Below are 16,611 nucleotides of genomic sequence, written 5' to 3'. Positions count from 1 at the left end.
TTAGCCAACGACCAGATTCAGCAGTTTACCCGGTACATAGATCACTTTACGTACGGTAACGCCATCAAGGTACTTCGCAACCAGATGTTCCTGGCCTGCGCGTTCACGAACCTGTTCTTCCGTTGCATCGACGGCAACAGTAATTTTACCGCGCACTTTACCGTTAACCTGAATCACCACCAGCGTGGTGTTCTCAACCATAGCGGCTTCATCAGCAACCGGCCACGGTGCGTTATCGATATCGCCTTCACCTTTCAGCTCCTGCCACAGGGTAAAGCTGGCGTGAGGCGTGAACGGGTTCAGCATGCGAACGATAGCCAGAAGCGCTTCACGCATCAAGGCACGATCCTGCTCGCCTTCCTGCGGGGCTCTCGCCAGCTTGTTCATCAGTTCCATAATAGCCGCAATTGCGGTATTGAAGGTCTGACGACGACCAATATCATCGGTCACTTTTGCGATAGTTTTGTGAACATCACGACGCAGCGCCTGCTGATCTTCGCTCAGTGCTGCCACATTCAGTGCCGGAGCCTCACCCTGAGAGGTGTGCTCGTAAACCAGTTTCCAGACGCGTTTCAGGAAGCGGTTCGCGCCTTCAACGCCGGATTCCTGCCACTCCAGAGTCATATCCGCCGGAGACGCAAACATCATGAACAGACGCACGGTATCCGCGCCGTAGCGCTCTACCATGACCTGCGGGTCGATGCCGTTGTTTTTGGACTTCGACATTTTGCTCATGCCGGTATACACCAGCTCATGGCCTGCCGCGTCTTTGGCTTTCACGATACGGCCTTTCTCGTCGCGCTCAACGATGGCGTCAACCGGGGAAACCCAGTTACGCTCGCCGTTTTCGCCGAGATAGTAGAACGCATCTGCCAGAACCATACCCTGACACAGCAGCTGTTTGGCTGGCTCATCAGAGTTCACCAGGCCCGCATCGCGCATCAGTTTGTGGAAGAAGCGGAAGTAGAGCAGGTGCATGATGGCGTGTTCGATACCGCCGATGTAGATGTCTACCGGCAGCCAGTAGTTGGCCGCTTTGGCGTCCAGCATCCCTTCCTGATACTGCGGGCAAGTGTAGCGCGCGTAGTACCAGGACGATTCCATAAAGGTATCGAAGGTGTCGGTTTCACGCAGGGCAGGCTGGCCGTTGACGGTGGTTTTTGCCCACTCAGGATCGGCTTTGATTGGGCTGCTGATCCCATCCATCACCACATCTTCCGGCAGGATCACCGGCAGCTGATCTTCAGGCGTTGGGATTACCGTACCGTCTTCCAGAGTCACCATAGGAATCGGTGCGCCCCAGTAACGCTGACGAGAAACACCCCAGTCGCGCAGACGATAGTTCACTTTACGCTCGCCCACGCCCAGCGCAGCCAGTTTGTCAGCGATAGCGTTGAAGCCCTCTTCGAAGCTCAGGCCGCTAAATTCGCCGGAGTTGAACAGAGTGCCTTTTTCAGTCAGCGCCTGCTCGGACAGATCCGGTTCAGAACCGTCGGCGGCCAGGATTACCGGCTTAATAGTCAGGCCGTATTTGGTCGCAAATTCGTAATCGCGCTGATCGTGGCCTGGCACCGCCATCACGGCACCGGTGCCGTATTCCATCAGCACGAAGTTAGCCGCCCAGACCGGGATTGCTTCACCGGTCAGCGGATGAATGGCGTTAAAGCCCGTCGCGACGCCACGTTTCTCCATGGTCGCCATTTCGGCTTCGGCCACTTTGGTGTTGCGGCATTCGTCGATGAAAGCAGCCAGTTCAGGATTGGTCGCCGCCGCCTGCTGTGCCAGCGGGTGACCGGCAGCCACGGCCAGGTAGGTAGACCCCATAAAGGTGTCAGGGCGCGTGGTGTAAACCGTCAGTTTTTGATCGCTGTTCTGCACGTCAAAGGTGATTTCGACGCCTTCAGAACGGCCAATCCAGTTGCGCTGCATGGTTTTAACGGTATCTGGCCAGTGATCCAGAGTATCCAGGTCGCGCAACAGTTCGTCGGCGTAAGCGGTGATTTTGATAAACCACTGAGGGATCTCTTTACGCTCAACTTTGGTGTCGCAGCGCCAGCAGCAGCCGTCGATAACCTGTTCGTTCGCGAGAACGGTCTGGTCGTTCGGGCACCAGTTAACGGCAGAAGTTTTCTTGTACACCAGGCCTTTTTTATACAGCTCGGTGAAGAATTTTTGCTCCCAGCGGTAGTACTCCGGGGTGCAGGTCGCCAGCTCGCGGCTCCAGTCGTAGCCAAAGCCCAGCATTTTGAGCTGGTTTTTCATGTAGGCGATGTTGTCGTAAGTCCACGGCGCAGGGGCTGTGTTGTTTTTGACGGCCGCGCCTTCGGCTGGCAGACCAAACGCATCCCAGCCGATGGGCTGCAGCACGTTTTTGCCCAGCATACGCTGGTAGCGTGCAATCACATCACCGATGGTGTAGTTACGCACGTGGCCCATGTGTAGTCGACCAGAAGGATAGGGAAGCATCGACAGGCAGTAATACTTCTCTTTGCTCTCGTCTTCAGTGACTTCAAAGGTACGCTTCTCGTCCCAGTGTTGCTGGACTTTTGATTCTATCTCTTCCGGGCGGTATTGCTCTTGCATGGCAGCCAGTGGTCCTGTTCTCAATACAGCTACAAACGTAGCCAATGGATGTGGTATTTCAGATCCGCATAGCATAGCCCAAACGCCTGCGTCAAAACAGCCTTTCACGCAAATGCGTTAACGTCACGGGATGTGGCCCTGGCGACCGGTTCGTCCGGCCAAAAGCGAGGGGCATCCATTTTTAGGCAGCAGGCTCGGCGCGCGTTTTATTATTCATATAGCGAGCGTCACTGGCGTTGACAATATAACTGACAGTAACCCGGTGTGAGGGGGTATCAGGTTTCATATTCAGATAATTGCCGCAGGGATTCGTTTTCTTTAATGTACTGAAAAGGCAGTAGATGAATTTTCTGCTCGTGGAAAAACCATTCGCAATCGTAGCGTTGAATAATTTCTCCGGGGTTAAAGCAGATCCCGGACTCAGCGCGCACAATGGCATATTTTCCATTACTGAACATGACGCTGTGAATACAAAAAGGCTGGCAGGTTTCGCCAAGCCGTCGATTAGCAACAATATGACCTTCAATAAAAACAGCTTTCCTGGTTTTCATGATGATGGCCTCGGTTAAGGTTATCCTCCAATGCACCAGCATTCGGAGGGGCGGAAAAGTAATCCGCATGAGGGGCATTCAAGCACTGCATCCTTTCGCATCTTCCCCGCTTTTTGATCGGCCCTGTGGGAACAGACCGGGCAGGCCACGTGTACGGGCCGCTCCTTAAATTCCCGAAGGCCACTGGTATAGGACATAAATGAATACTCTTGAGGGTGGTTATTAATTATACGCTTTTATGCTGACGTTTACGGGTAATGTTTTCGCGCATTCATGGCGTAAAAGGGGACCGGGAATTCAGACAGGATTTATGATATAATACCCTTCCGTGAGAATTTTATAATGAAATCAGAAGACACCCTCGACTGGTACCCCGCACAATTACCACCCGTCAAAATTATTTTAGGCGAAGCCGTCCTGGCTGTTGGTAAGCAGGGAAGGCCGATCAATACCCGAACGTTGCTTGAATATTTGCAAGTGATGCAAGCGCAGCAAAAAAAGCGGGATAATAAAATTGCGATGCAAACGGCAATTGATGTCCTCCGTGATAATCAGCGCATTAACGGCAGGTGTTAATGCGCCTGTTTTTAGAAATTAATTCTGAACAATCTCAACCGTATGAGATTGCCCATCCTTCATCAGCGGAATGCGGTCATCAGGCAGCATAACCCCATCAAGTCGTACCTGGTAGGCTTCACCACCGCGCGAAACCGTAATGTGATACTGACTATTCCCATGCTGATACGTCATGTTGAGTGACGGCCAGTCATGCGGTAACTGCGCATGTACGACAAACGTTTCACCGTAGCGTTTTATCCCCAGCAACTCCTCTGTGAGCAGGCGATAGGCCCATCCCGCTGAACCGGTATACCAGCTCCAGCCCCCACGTCCGCTATGCGGCGCGACGCTGTAGACGTCAGCACTCATGACGTAAGGCTCGGTTTTATACCGTTCAACGTCATCGGCCGTTAAAGCGTGGTTAATAGGATTGATCATCGACCACAGCTGCCACGCCCGCACCGTATTGCCCATTCGGGCAAAGGCCATCACCGCCCAGATCGCACCGTGGGTATACTGCCCGCCGTTTTCCCGCACGCCGGGCAGATAGCCCTGAATGTAGCCCGGATTCGGGCCGTGGCCATCGAACGGTGGCGTCAGCAGTTTGATAAGCCCGGCGTCGTTATCCACCAGCAGCTTATCCAGCGATTGCATCGCCCGCGCGCTGCGCACCGGATCGGCGGCTCCGGAGAGCACCGACCAGCTTTGGGCGATGGCATCTATCCGGCAGTCCTGAGAGGCTTTCGACCCCAGCGGTTCGCCGCCGTCAAAATAGCCGCGACGATACCACTCTCCGTCCCAGCCGGAAGCCTCCAGGTTTTTCTGCAAACGTGACGCCTGGGTGCGGCACAGTTCCGCTATCGTCCCGTCCTGACGCTGTTCAGCCAGATCCGCGAAGCGCTGCAAAATGTCGTACAGGAAGAACCCAAGCCAGACGCTTTCCCCTTTCCCCTCGATCCCGACCCGGTTCATGCCGTCATTCCAGTCGCCCGCGCCCATCAGCGGCAGACCGTGTTGCCCGAACTGCAAACCATGGCGCAGGGCTTTCACGCAGTGCTGCCACAGCGTCTCTTCGACGGCGCTCACTATCGGCGTGTCGTACACTGACTCTTCGCCGGGCTGAAGCAGACGGCCTTCCAGATAAGGAATCTGTTGCTCAAGCACGCCGTTATCCCCGGTAGTCTCGACATAGTGACAAACCGCCAGCGGCAGCCAGAGATAATCGTCCGAGCAGCGCGTGCGCACGCCGTTGCCGTGTGGTGGATGCCACCAGTGTTGCACGTCGCCCTCGATAAACTGCCGGGAAGCGCAGAGCACAATCTGGTCCCGCAGGCGCTCAGGCGCGGCGTGGCTCAGGGCCAGCGTATCCTGGAGCTGATCGCGGAAACCAAATGCGCCGCCGGACTGATAGTACCCGCTGCGCGCCATCAGACGACAGGCCACCGTTTGATACAGCAGCCAGCCGTTGGTCAGCAGGTTGACGGCGCTGTCCGGGGTGTTAACCACGATGTTATCGAGCACGCTGTGCCAGTAACGGTGAACGTTGTTCAGCTCCTCGCGGGCGGCCTCTTCGTTGAGATAGCGATTGAGTAGCGTCTGCGCTTGCGCCGGATCGTCGCCCACTCCCAGCACAAAAATAAAGGTCTTGTGATCGCCGTCGATCACCGTGGTAGCCGATTGCACCGCACCGCAAGGGTCCAGCCCGGCTCCGGTTTTATCCGACAGTCTTTGCAAGCGCATCGCCAGCGGATCGTGCAGGGAGCCGTTGCGACCCAGAAACTCGCGTCGATCGCCCGTCAGGGAGCAGTGGGCACCGCTGACGGCGAAAAATGCCGTACGGCCGCTGCCGTTGCCGCCGTAAAAGTTGTTCGCCATTACGCCGCAGCCGCCGTTGACGCTGGCCGCATGGGTCACAATATGGTGGGCCGACTGCGAGCGTGATTCACCCAGCGTCCAGGCCACGTATCCGGTGACGGAGAGTTTTCGTGTCCGCCCGGAGTTGTTGCTGAGCGTGAGGATCGCCAGTTTGACCGGCTCATGCTCGGCGACCAGCACCGTCAGCTCGCTGTCGATGCCGCTCTCCCGGTGGCCAAAGACGCTATAGCCGAACCCGTGGCGAGAGAGGTAATCCCCTTCACCTCGAAGGGGCAAGGTGGTCGGCGACCAGCACGCGCCGCTCTCTTCGTCGCGCAGGTAAAACACCTCTCCGCCAGGGTCGCTGACGGGATCGTTTTCCCATGGCGTGATGCGATATTCATGGGCATTTTCATACCAACTGTAGGCTTGCCCGGCCTCCGACAGCACACTGCCGAAACGGGCATTGGCCAGCACATTCGACCAGGGGGCGGGCGTCGGGGCATTTTCCCGAAGGACAATCTGGTACTCGCGGCCATCCTGAGAAAAACCGCCGTGGCCGTTGAAATGCAGCAGTTGCCCCGTATCCGGCGTCCAGGGAATATGCTGAATAACACCCGACCCGCCGTGCGCAATAAAGGGCGCAGGCACGGTTTTAAGGCTATGAATGCGTTGATCCAGCTGTTCGTTCAACCCGCCTGCACGATCGTCGAGATACAGGTGAGCAACACTCATCAGCAGCAGTTTGTCCTCGGTGGAGAGATGTTCGCCGTTACGGACAAAAATCCCGCCCGATTTATCCAGCAGGCTCGCTTCTGACCCGGCATAAATCAGATCCATAATCTGATTTTGCAGCGCTTGCTGATAACCGCCGGGGCTTTCATTCAGGATCACCAGATCCACCGCCAGCCCTTTCAGCCGCCAGTAACGGTGCGCCTGAATCAGGGTGGTAATCGACAGAATGCTCTCTTCGCTGCTGATGCTGAGCAGCACAATCGGCAGATCGCCGGAAATCGCCCAGCCCCACAGGCCCGACTGACCGCGTCGGTTGCGGCTGAGGGTCTGGCTGTCGGCGCGCAACTCCTGGCACGGATACAGAATCGCACCGGCGAGCCGGTTAAACAGGGCGGCGTCATCTTCGTTGGCGTTAATCTGGCGCAACACCACCAGGCTGTGCGACCAGGCAAGCTCAAAGACGCGGTCGGCGATCGGATGATCGCGATATTTTTCCAGCAGCGTCAGGCTCTGCTGGCGATTTTCGCTCACGCCATACAGGATATCGACGGTGACCGGCTGGCCGGGTTGCAGGGTGATCGACTGGCGAATGGCCAGCACCGGGTCCAGCACCGAGCCAGAGGAGTTACTGAGCGGCCCGCTTTGTCCGATTGCCTGCGCATCTGCCGGATGCCTGCCGCGGCCAAGAAACGCCGCGCGGTCGGTTTCAAACGAGGCGCGAGGTTGACTGCTGCCCTGTACCACCATCATGTGAAACAGCCAGGGACTTTTTTCATCCGGCGCACGTGGACGTCGGTGGCACAGAATGGCGTTCTGAGCGGGCACCAGTTCAGTCTGGATAAACAGTTTGCTGAACGACGGATGTGCCAGATCGCTGTTCGCCGGTGCCAGCACCACTTCGGCGTAGGTTGTCAGCTCGATGGTGCGCGGCTGGCGACCACGGTGCAGCAGCGTTACGCGGCGCAGTTCGATATCATCTTCCGGCGACACAACCACCTGAGTTTTCACATTCAGGGAGCCGAGCGTGCGCCGGAATTCCGCGCCCGCATCGGTAAAGATCACTTCGTCGCCGCTGTCCGCATCGCCCATCGGCTGCCAGGTATTGCTCCAGATTTCACCCGACTGCAGATCGCGGATATAGCAGAACGCACCCCAGTTATCGCGGGTGGTATCGCTGCGCCAGCGGGTGAGGGCCAGATCGTTCCAGCGGCTGTAACTGCCGCCAGTGTGGGTCATCATCAGATGGTAATGACTGTTTGAGAGCAGCTGAACTTCAGGGATCAGGTTGTCCGGCGTAGTGAAAATCCTCGGCTCGTAGTGCACCGGTTTAACGCGTCCTTCGTGAGACTCAAAATGACGACGCGGGCTGTAGAGATCGACCGCGTCCGGTACTCGTTCCTGCAACAGCAGGCTGGCAGACTGGAAGGCGGTGCTGGCCATAAACCGGTCGGCCATCGGCGCATCCAGCAGGACGTGCGCCAGCGCCTGAAACGCCATCCCCTGATGGTGCGCCATCCATGACTGCACCACCGCGTACAACTGTCCAGAGGCGAGACGCGACGGGGTGTAATCCAGCGCTTCATAAAAACCGAACTCCCCGCGCGCGCCGTTTTTTTCCAGACGGAGCAGGTTGTCACAGGCTTTTTGCGGCGCAATCATCAGCGCCAGCAGCGTGGCGTAAGGGGCAACGACCATATCGTCCGCCAGCCCACGACGCAGGCCGAGACCCGGCACGCCAAAGGCCTGATACTGATAGTTCTGCTGCACATCAAAGGCGTGATAGCCCGACTCCGACACACCCCAGGGGACGCCGCGCTCTTTTCCCCAATGGATCTGGCGCATTACCGCCGACTGGCTCATCTCGTCCAGCAGGCTGCCGGGCCAGGTGGGCATCACCAGATTCGGCATCAGATATTCAAACATTGAACCGCTCCAGGACATCAGTGCGGTTTCGTTCTCAATGGTGGTAAACAGCCGTCCGAGCGCGTACCAGCTCTTCTGCGGCAGCTGGTTAGTGGCGATGGCGAGAAAACTGGTCAGGCGAATTTCGGAGGGCAGGAGATCGTAGTGACTTTTATCCAGCATATTGCTGTCGCAGTTGTAGCCGATGCTGAGCAGGCTGGTCACTTCGCTGTAGAGGAACGTGAAATCCATCCGCGCATGCTCGTTCAGCCGCTGTTCCAGCTCGGTAATGATATTCAGGCGCATGCGTGCCAGGGTAATCGCCGAGGTGGAGGGCGTGCCTTCACCGCGGTGCGTCGCCTGAGCAAGCTCGCTCAAAGACGGCAGCGTCGGGGAGTCATAGGCGGGCGTTAACCAGCCCAGCAGATGCGACCATTCATGGCACAGCTGCACCAGCTGGCGCTGCAAATGCTCGATCCAGCGCAGAACAAGTTTGTCATCCTGATGGCACAGCGCCGTCAAATGGTTACTTTGGGTACGCATCTGCTTCAGTTCGAGATAAACCTGCGCCGGAGACAGGGCGTTAGCGTTCAGACAGTGTTTACGCAACAGCCGCAGCCCAGTCGGGGCGTGCTGTCCCCAGTGTTTTTCAAGGATCCCCAGGGTATCGTTCAGCCCGGCCAGCACCTGCGTGCAGTTTAACACGGGCTGATTTCGCATGGCGGTCAGCCCTTCGCGCAGGGTCAGCAGGTGGCCAGCCATATTGCCGCTGTCGACGCTGGATACATAGCGCGGGCTAAGGGGCGCGAGGGTCTGGGTGTCGTACCAGTTATACAAATGCCCACGGAAATGCTCCATTTTATCCAGCGTGTCCAGGGTCAGCGTCACGCGCTGCAACACCTCGCCAATCGGCAGATAGCCAAAATCCCACGCCGTCAGGTTTGCCATCAACGAAAGGCCAATATTGGTCGGCGACGTTCGATGGGCAATCACAGGGTGGGGGATCTCCTGATAGTTATCCGGCGGCAGCCCGTTTTCTTTCGCGGTGGCAAAGGTTTCAAAAAAGGCCCAGATTTCGCGGCTCGTCTGGCGCAGCAGCAGCTTCTGTTCCTTGTTGGGAGAAAATGTCCGGCGCGCAGGCTGGCGGCTCATCCAGCTCAGCAGCAGCGGTGTCAGGCACCACAGCAGGCTTAAGGGCAGCGCGATAAAGGAAAACATCGGCGCAATATGGGCGGTCAGGACGTTGAGAGCCACGCCGCAGGCGACATTCATCCACATCGCGCGATAAAAGCGGAGCGGTGAGGTTTTTGCCACATTGTCGTCTGGGCTGAAGCTGGCCCACTGGCTCAGGTTGCGGTGGCTGAATCCCAGACGCCAGAACGTGACGGCAATGGCATACAGTGAATACCCGGCCTCATGAGGCAGCGTTGCCACAGTCAGCCCGATGCGGGAAAGCCGCTTCAGGGCGCCGGAGGCGACCAGCAGCAGATGCTGCACAGTATGGCGCCGGGCAGGTTTATTGATCAGATCCCAGGCGACCGCCAGCCCGGTGGGCAAGAGCCACACCAGCGCCAGCACGCCCAGCCAGTACAGGGGATTCGGCACCCACAGCAGAGTGCAAAACAGCAGCGTCAACAGGGATGGGGCGACCAGGCTACGGCGCAGGTTGTCGAATAATTTCCAGTACGACAGGGCGGACAGCGGGTTTTTATCGCGCGTGCCATCAGCTTTTCTGACGCGCGGTTTGAGCCAGTTCAGCAGTTGCCAGTCGCCGCGGATCCAACGGGTGCGACGCGCGACATCTGAAAGATAGTTATTCGGGTACTGCTCATAGAGCAGCACTTCGCTTAACAGCCCCGAGCGGGCATAACACCCTTCCAGCAAATCGTGGCTGAGCACCAGGTTTTCCGGGCAGGTGTTGTGCGTGGCCTGCACAAAAATATCGACGTCGTAAATCCCTTTCCCGACGAAAGATCCTTCGTTGAAAAGATCCTGATAGATATCGGAAGACATCATTGAATAGGGGTTATTCCCCGCAATGCTGCTGCACATGGCGGCATAGCGCCCTTGCCCGTTGCGGGGCATCTCTTCCGCCATGCCCGGTTGCAGAATGCCGTAGCCTTTGACCACCCGCTGGCGCGCGGCGTCATACTCTGGCCGGTTGAGTGGATGGGCCATGGTTGCGGCCAGCTTATGGGCGGTATCGCGCGGCAGAAGAGTGTCGCTGTCGAGCGTGATCACGTATTTGATCGGCTCCGGTCGCTGGTGGGCTGGCAGATCGGCGACGCTGGAAAACTGTTTATCGGGATGGCGTAACCAGCTGTTCAGCAGCGCCAGTTTTCCCCGTTTGCGTTCATAACCCATCCACACGCCCTGCTGTGGGTTCCATTCTGGGTTCCGGTGAAGCAGATAAAACAGCGGGCGGCTGGCCGGATAGCGGCGGTTGAGATCCTGAACGTGTGACATCGCCTGGTCGAGCAGGGCACTGTTTTGCGGTGAATATTCCTCTGCTGAATCGGCAAAATCGGTCAGGAGCGCGAAACAGAGATGATCGCTCTGATTGCCGAGCCAACACACTTCCAGACGGGTGATAAGCTTGCTGATTCCGTCGGCGCTGGTGAGCAGGCAGGGAATGACCACCATCGTGGCAGACTCCGGCGGAATACCGCTGGAAAAGTCCATGCGCGGCAGCGGGCGCGGCGTACGAAAACGGGTCGTCGCTTCACTCAGCAGGTCGCTGGCAAGCTGGCTGAGCACAATTATCAGCGGCAGTGCGAGGAGGATCAGCAGCCAGCCCATCCCCTGCTGCGCCGTGCGATGCAGGATTTCAGCCGTCGCGGCAGTGGTCAACAGGCTCAGGCTGCCGAGCCATGACATCAGCGGGATCTGGTTGAAGCTGTGCCGCAGGCGAATCAGCCGTGACGCATCTGCCGTAAGCAGGATCTCCAGCTGCTGGCGGCCTTCACCCTTCAGGTAATAGCCAATATGGGCGCCGGGGGTCTCGGGCGCATTTTCGCTGGCAAGCGCCAGCACGCGGCGGGCAACTTCCGGCTCGCTAAAGCGGCTGTCTCGCGCCAGAACCTCAATGACGTGACGATAGTGATCGCGCGTATCGAAGTGCATCAGCGGGTAAATGCCTGCCGGGTCCTGGCGCAACGTCTGCTCGACGACGCTCATGGCCTCGGCAAAATCCGCCCAGTTGGTTTCACTCAGCAAACGCAAGCCCGCGATGCTATTGCTCACGGACAGCTGGCTGGCGGCTAACTGCTGGTTGAAGCGGTGGATCAGTGTATCGGTGGTGACACCCTGTTCCGCCAGACGCTGTTCGACCCAGGTCAGCGGTAACGCCAGCATATTGCCGCGTCCCTGCAGGCGGCGCACCAGCTCGGCGACAAACGCGCTGGTCAGCGGTGGGCTGGAGCGCGCCAGATCGGCGATCACCATGATCAGATCGGCGGGCGTGTTCTCCGCACATTCGAAAATGCGGGTGACCCAGCTATCCGCCAGATTGCGCTCCTGCTGGGCTTTAACCACGTCGATACTGACCCGCCGCAGATTCTCGATCAGCGCCAGGCGGAGCATGCCGGGCAGTGCCCAGACTTCGCCCAGCGTCAGCGGCGTTTCCTGCTGATAGGCGCTGATATAGCTGGTGAGGCTGGTGGCGTCCCAGCGCCCGTCGCCATGGGCAATCGCCTCGGCGGCAATGGCGTAAATTCGCGGGCAGTCATGAGGGGAGGCCAGCGCTGGAAGCCCTTTGCCGAAATTCTTCGGCAGATGCTGGCGCACGATGCGGATCTGCTCCTCAATCAGGTAGTAGTTGTCGAGCAGCCACTCACCGGCGGGCATTATCGTCGCTTTTTTACCGGCATTGAGGTCGTAGCAGTTTTGCGTAATGACTGCCTCGTTATCATCGAGGCGTTTGAGCAGGTAATAGGGTAGTTTGTCGGGCGACAGCTTGTGGGAACGCGCCAGTTTTTGACCGTAGCGCGCCATCTGCACCGTCGAAAAAAGCTCGGCCTGCAGACTATTTTCCGGCACAGGCTCGTGCCCCTTCAGGGCAGAGACGTTGACAGGCGGAAGTGAACGGGAACGACTCCGCCACGATTTAAGGCTCATTTTCATAGGGTTGCTCTGGTGCGACATGAACGCGCAGGAGCAGTTGTGAAATCAGATCAGAAACGTTCTCTCAGGATGGGTGTGGGGCATCTTGGATTTAACAGCTGCTGGACTCTTACTTCAGTATAGAACACCGATGTTGCGCCAAAGGGCGCGCGTGCAATCAGCGTGGAGCAACAAACAGGGCTTTACAGCCGGGGCACAGCATGGCCTGTTTGAGACGAATTTTGGAGGTCGGGTGGGAGGACTTGAGGCCGCAGTGCGGGCAAGTCACGGTGGTGGTTGATGCGCCACCGATAAGCTTCATTGCGTAATCGAGAAGAGACATGATGATTAACCTTTCAATGAATGAGCTTCATCCTAGCACGAACTGTTCAAATACTGTGCACGGTATCGCATCACGCCTTTGCAGGAATTTACCCGGTCTGTGGTCGACCTGACAAAGCAGCGGCAAAATAAGGTCTATTATTAGAGACAGTTACTTACCCGGGAGGCGAAAGGATGAACAAGGTTGCTCAATTTTACCGCGAACTGGTTGCCACACTGACGGAGCGCCTGCGTAACGGCGAACGTGATATTGATGCTCTTGTCGAGCAGGCGCGTGTTCGGGTTGTACAGACGGGTGAGTTGACGCGCACCGAAGTGGAAGAGGTGACGCGAGCCGTGCGCCGCGACCTTGAGGAGTTCGCGCGAAGCTACGAAGAGAGTCAAAACGACGTTACCGACAGCGTATTTATGCGGGTGATTAAAGAGAGTCTGTGGCAGGAGCTGGCAGATATCACCGATAAAACCCAGCTGGAGTGGCGCGAAGTGTTTCAGGATCTGAACCATCACGGTGTGTATCACAGCGGCGAGGTAGTTGGGCTGGGCAACCTGGTCTGTGAAAACTGCCATTTCCATCTGGCGGTGTATACCCCGGACGTTCTGCCGCGCTGCCCGAAATGCGGCCATGACCAGTTCCAGAGACGGCCTTTCGAGCCGTAACCTCAACGCCGGTGGCGCGACGTTTACCGGGCCTGCAAAACCGTAGGCCGGAAAAGCGCAGCGCCGCCCGGCGCACTGATTAGGCGTAAAACTTCAGTCTCTCGGCCAGCAAATCGACAAACGCTTCCCGGTTGATATCCACCATCAGCGTGGTATTCGGCGTATTGCCCGTCAGGAAATAATAATCCACCACCGTCATGCCCTGAGTGTATTTCCCCTGGGTTTCAACTCCTACCCAACGATCAACGGTCGTGAAAATCTCCGGTTTCAGCAGCCAGGCGATGGTGCACGGATCGTGCAGCGGCGCGCCCTGGAAGCCCCATTTCTCGGTTTTGTGGTATTCCATAAAGAAGTCGAGTAGCTCAGCGACCGTGGTGGCAACAGGATTGCCAATTGCGCGAAAACGCGCGATATCCTCTGCCATGATCTGCGCCCGGTGGGTGACATCCAGACCGGCCATCACAATCGGGATGCCCGACTGGAAGACAATTTCTGCGGCTTCCGGATCGACGAAGATGTTGAACTCTGCCGCGGGCGTCCAGTTCCCCAGCCCCATCGCTCCACCCATGATCACAATCCGCGCGATTTTTGCGTGCAGTTCCGGATGGCTGTTGAGCAGCAGTGCCACGTTGGTTTGCGGGCCTGTCGCCACAAGCGTCACCGGCTCGTCGCTGTCTCGCAGCACGTTCGCCATCAGCTCAACCCCCGTGCAGTGTTGCGGTTCAAAGCCAGGTTCCGGCAGCGCCGGGCCGTCCAGCCCGCTCTCGCCGTGAACGTTATCGGCGATGATCAGATCGCGCATCAGCGGTTTCACCGCGCCGCCCGCCACCGGGATATCCATGCGATTGAGCAGGGTCAGCATGCGTAACACATTGCGCAGGGTTTTGTCCGGGGTCTGGTTACCGGCGGAGGAGGTGACGGCTTTGAGGGCTAATTCCGGTGAGGCGAGGGCAAGGACAAGCGCGATAGCGTCATCATGACCAGGATCGCAATCGAGAATGATCGGCAGTGGCATAGGGTGCTCCATTTTTGGCGTTATTTTGTGACAAGGTTAACGCCGCAAGATGAAGCAGACGAGAAGAAGAGACCTAAAGCGTGAAGTGGTGCGCAATCCGAAGATTGCGCACCCGGTTGATCAGTGCAGGATTTTGGCGAGGAAATCTTTGGCGCGATCGGATTGCGGATTTGCGAAGAAGTCCTCTTTCGGCGAATCTTCGACAATTTTCCCTTCGTCCATAAAGATCACGCGGTTGGCCACTTTACGGGCAAAGCCCATCTCGTGGGTCACCACCATCATGGTCATCCCTTCGTGCGCCAGCTCCACCATCACATCCAGCACTTCGTTGATCATTTCGGGATCAAGCGCGGAGGTCGGTTCATCAAACAGCATGGCGATAGGATCCATGCACAGCGCGCGCGCAATCGCCACACGCTGTTGCTGACCACCGGAGAGCTGGGCCGGGAACTTATCGGCGTGAGCCGACAGCCCCACGCGTTCCAGCAGTTTTAAGCCTTTATCACGCGCCGCTTTTTTGTCGCGTTTCAGCACTTTTACCTGCGCCAGCGTCAGGTTCTCGATAATCGACAGGTGCGGGAACAGCTCAAAGTGCTGGAACACCATCCCGACGTGGGAACGCAGTTTCGCCAGGTTGGTATTTTTGTCGTTGACCTTCGTGCCATCGACGACAATCTCGCCTTTCTGCACCGGTTCCAGGCCGTTGACGGTTTTAATCAACGTCGATTTACCGGAGCCAGACGGCCCGCATACCACAACCACTTCGCCTTTTTTCACTTCGGTGGAGCAGTCGGTCAGCACCTGAAAGTGCCCATACCATTTAGAAACATTTTTCAGGGAAATCATGAGACTGTCCTTTTCTTCAGCCAGGTAACCAACAGCGACGCGCTTAAACTAATTGCAAAATAAACCGCACCTGCGAACAGGATCATCTCAACCTGCGTACCGTCGCGTTCGCCGATAGTGGAGGCCGTACGGAAGAAGTCCGCGAGGCTCAGCACATACACAAGCGAGGTATCCTGGAAAAGAACGATGCCCTGCGTCAGCAGCAGCGGGACCATGGCGCGAAACGCCTGCGGCAGAATAATGAGCTTCATGGACTGCCAGTGGGTCATCCCCAGCGCCAGCGCCGCGCTCGATTGTCCGCGAGAGATGCTCTGAATACCCGCGCGAATAATTTCCGAATAGTACGCCGCCTCAAACATTGAGAACGCGACCATGGCAGAGATCAGGCGGATATCGGTTTTCGGCGACAGCCCTAGCACGTTTTGCAGCAGGCCGGGGACGATCAGATAAAACCACAGCAGCACCATCACCAGCGGAATGGAGCGGAAGACGTTGACGTAGGCGGTAGCGAACCAGGCGAAAGGCTTGAAGCTCGACAGGCGCATGACCGCCAAAATCGTGCCCCAGACAATACCAACCACGATCGCAATGGCGGTGATTTTTAAGGTAATAACCAGCCCGTCGAGCAGATAGGGCATGGCGGGAACAATGGAACTCCAGTCAAACTCGTACATTATTTGCCCCCCAGATTGCCCGGCAGGCGAGTTTTACGTTCAACCAGGTTCATCACCAGCATGATGAAAGCGTTAATCAGCACATAGGCCACGGTAATGGCGGTGAAAGATTCCCACGCGTGGGCGGAGTAATCCAGCAGCTTGCCCGCCTGCGCCGCCATATCGACCAGACCAATGGTGGAGGCGATGGCCGAGTTTTTCACCAGGTTCATCATCTCGGAGGTCATCGGCGGAACGATTACGCGGTAAGCGTTTGGCAGCAGCACGTAGCGGTAGCTTTGCGGCAGCGTCAGGCCCATCGCCAGTGCGGCGTTCTTTTGCCCGCGCGGCAGCGACTGAATCGCAGCACGCACCTGCTCGCACACGCGCGCAGCGGTGAACAGGCCAAGGCAGAGCATCGAGGAGACAAAGAACTGAATATTCGGGTCCAGCTCAGATTTAAACCACATGCCGAGATTTTCCGGCAGCAGTTCAGGTACAACCAGATACCAGGTAAAGAACTGCACGATGAGCGGAACGTTACGGAACAGTTCGACGTACAGGGTACCCAGGGAAGAGAGAAAACGGTTCGGAACGGTACGTAAAATACCGAACAGGGAACCGACCAGGAAAGCGATTATCCAGGCCGTTATCGATAACGCAACGGTGACCTGAAAGCCGCTCCACAGCCAGCCAAGATAGGTGGTGTTGCCGAACGGGGCTTGTTGCAGAAAAATGCCCCAGTTCCAGTCTATTGACATAATAAACTCCAGAAAAAAAAGGGTAGCAGCGCTACCCTCGAAGATTGGTGAGA

The 16,611-nt window shown here is 57.3% G+C and carries 11 protein-coding genes; 2 read left to right on the top strand and 9 right to left on the bottom strand.

What is annotated here, in order from left to right; all coding sequences use genetic code 11:
* The 3 genes from leuS to OVA10_RS26185 all read right to left on the bottom strand — a co-directional run bounded on the left by leuS (position 1) and on the right by OVA10_RS26185 (position 3,331).
* Complete coding sequence (gene leuS / locus OVA10_RS18480; protein ID WP_268196578.1) at positions 1-2,583, bottom strand: leucine--tRNA ligase; 2,583 nt, start codon at positions 2,581-2,583, stop codon at positions 1-3.
* Positions 2,584-2,858: 275 nt separating this feature from the next.
* A complete protein-coding gene (locus tag OVA10_RS18475) occupies positions 2,859-3,134 on the bottom strand; it encodes a hypothetical protein (protein ID WP_184957396.1) in 276 nt (91 codons plus the stop codon).
* 20 nt (positions 3,135-3,154) lie between these two features.
* Complete coding sequence (locus tag OVA10_RS26185; RefSeq protein ID WP_215628780.1) at positions 3,155-3,331, bottom strand: YnfU family zinc-binding protein; 177 nt, start codon at positions 3,329-3,331, stop codon at positions 3,155-3,157.
* Between the two features lie 145 nt (positions 3,332-3,476).
* Here OVA10_RS26185 and OVA10_RS18470 point away from each other — a divergent pair, with 145 nt between their 5' ends.
* The gene (locus OVA10_RS18470; RefSeq protein WP_100777222.1) at positions 3,477-3,710 is read left to right on the top strand and encodes a hypothetical protein; all 234 of its coding nucleotides are present in this window, start codon (positions 3,477-3,479) and stop codon (positions 3,708-3,710) included.
* A gap of 18 nt (positions 3,711-3,728) precedes the next feature.
* On the opposite strand, the gene OVA10_RS18465 is transcribed toward OVA10_RS18470, so the two are convergent.
* Together OVA10_RS18465 and OVA10_RS18460 are read right to left on the bottom strand one after the other, a co-directional pair.
* A complete protein-coding gene (locus tag OVA10_RS18465; RefSeq protein WP_268196577.1) occupies positions 3,729-12,305 on the bottom strand; it encodes a GH36-type glycosyl hydrolase domain-containing protein in 8,577 nt (2,858 codons plus the stop codon).
* Positions 12,306-12,462: 157 nt separating this feature from the next.
* Positions 12,463-12,627, bottom strand: coding sequence for a YnfU family zinc-binding protein (locus tag OVA10_RS18460; RefSeq protein ID WP_164971751.1), 165 nt, complete (start codon positions 12,625-12,627; stop codon positions 12,463-12,465).
* Between the two features lie 173 nt (positions 12,628-12,800).
* Here OVA10_RS18460 and OVA10_RS18455 point away from each other — a divergent pair, with 173 nt between their 5' ends.
* Positions 12,801-13,283 (top strand): zinc ribbon-containing protein, encoded by a 483-nt coding sequence (locus OVA10_RS18455; RefSeq protein ID WP_100777220.1) that lies wholly within the window; start codon positions 12,801-12,803, stop codon positions 13,281-13,283.
* Positions 13,284-13,362: 79 nt separating this feature from the next.
* Here OVA10_RS18455 and rihA read toward each other — a convergent pair whose 3' ends face one another.
* The 4 genes from rihA to OVA10_RS18435 all read right to left on the bottom strand — a co-directional run bounded on the left by rihA (position 13,363) and on the right by OVA10_RS18435 (position 16,558).
* On the bottom strand, positions 13,363-14,298 hold the full coding sequence (rihA, locus tag OVA10_RS18450) for a pyrimidine-specific ribonucleoside hydrolase RihA (RefSeq protein ID WP_268196576.1): 936 nt from the start codon (positions 14,296-14,298) through the stop codon (positions 13,363-13,365).
* A 120-nt stretch (positions 14,299-14,418) separates the two neighbouring features.
* On the bottom strand, positions 14,419-15,144 hold the full coding sequence (locus OVA10_RS18445) for an amino acid ABC transporter ATP-binding protein (protein ID WP_107704044.1): 726 nt from the start codon (positions 15,142-15,144) through the stop codon (positions 14,419-14,421).
* A complete protein-coding gene (gene gltK, locus OVA10_RS18440) occupies positions 15,141-15,818 on the bottom strand; it encodes a glutamate/aspartate ABC transporter permease GltK (RefSeq protein ID WP_100777217.1) in 678 nt (225 codons plus the stop codon). The genes OVA10_RS18445 and gltK overlap by 4 nt, the downstream gene beginning before the upstream one ends.
* The gene (locus tag OVA10_RS18435) at positions 15,818-16,558 is read right to left on the bottom strand and encodes an amino acid ABC transporter permease (RefSeq protein ID WP_102104168.1); all 741 of its coding nucleotides are present in this window, start codon (positions 16,556-16,558) and stop codon (positions 15,818-15,820) included. Before OVA10_RS18435 ends, gltK begins: the two co-directional genes overlap by 1 nt.
* Positions 16,559-16,611 lie beyond the last annotated feature (53 nt).

The sequence above is a fragment of the Lelliottia sp. SL45 genome (genome assembly GCF_026672535.1).
In the GTDB taxonomy this organism is placed as follows: Bacteria; Pseudomonadota; Gammaproteobacteria; order Enterobacterales; family Enterobacteriaceae; genus Enterobacter; species Enterobacter nimipressuralis.
The sequence above is the reverse complement of the archived record's forward strand: the minus strand, read 5'-3'. Positions and strand labels throughout refer to the sequence as shown.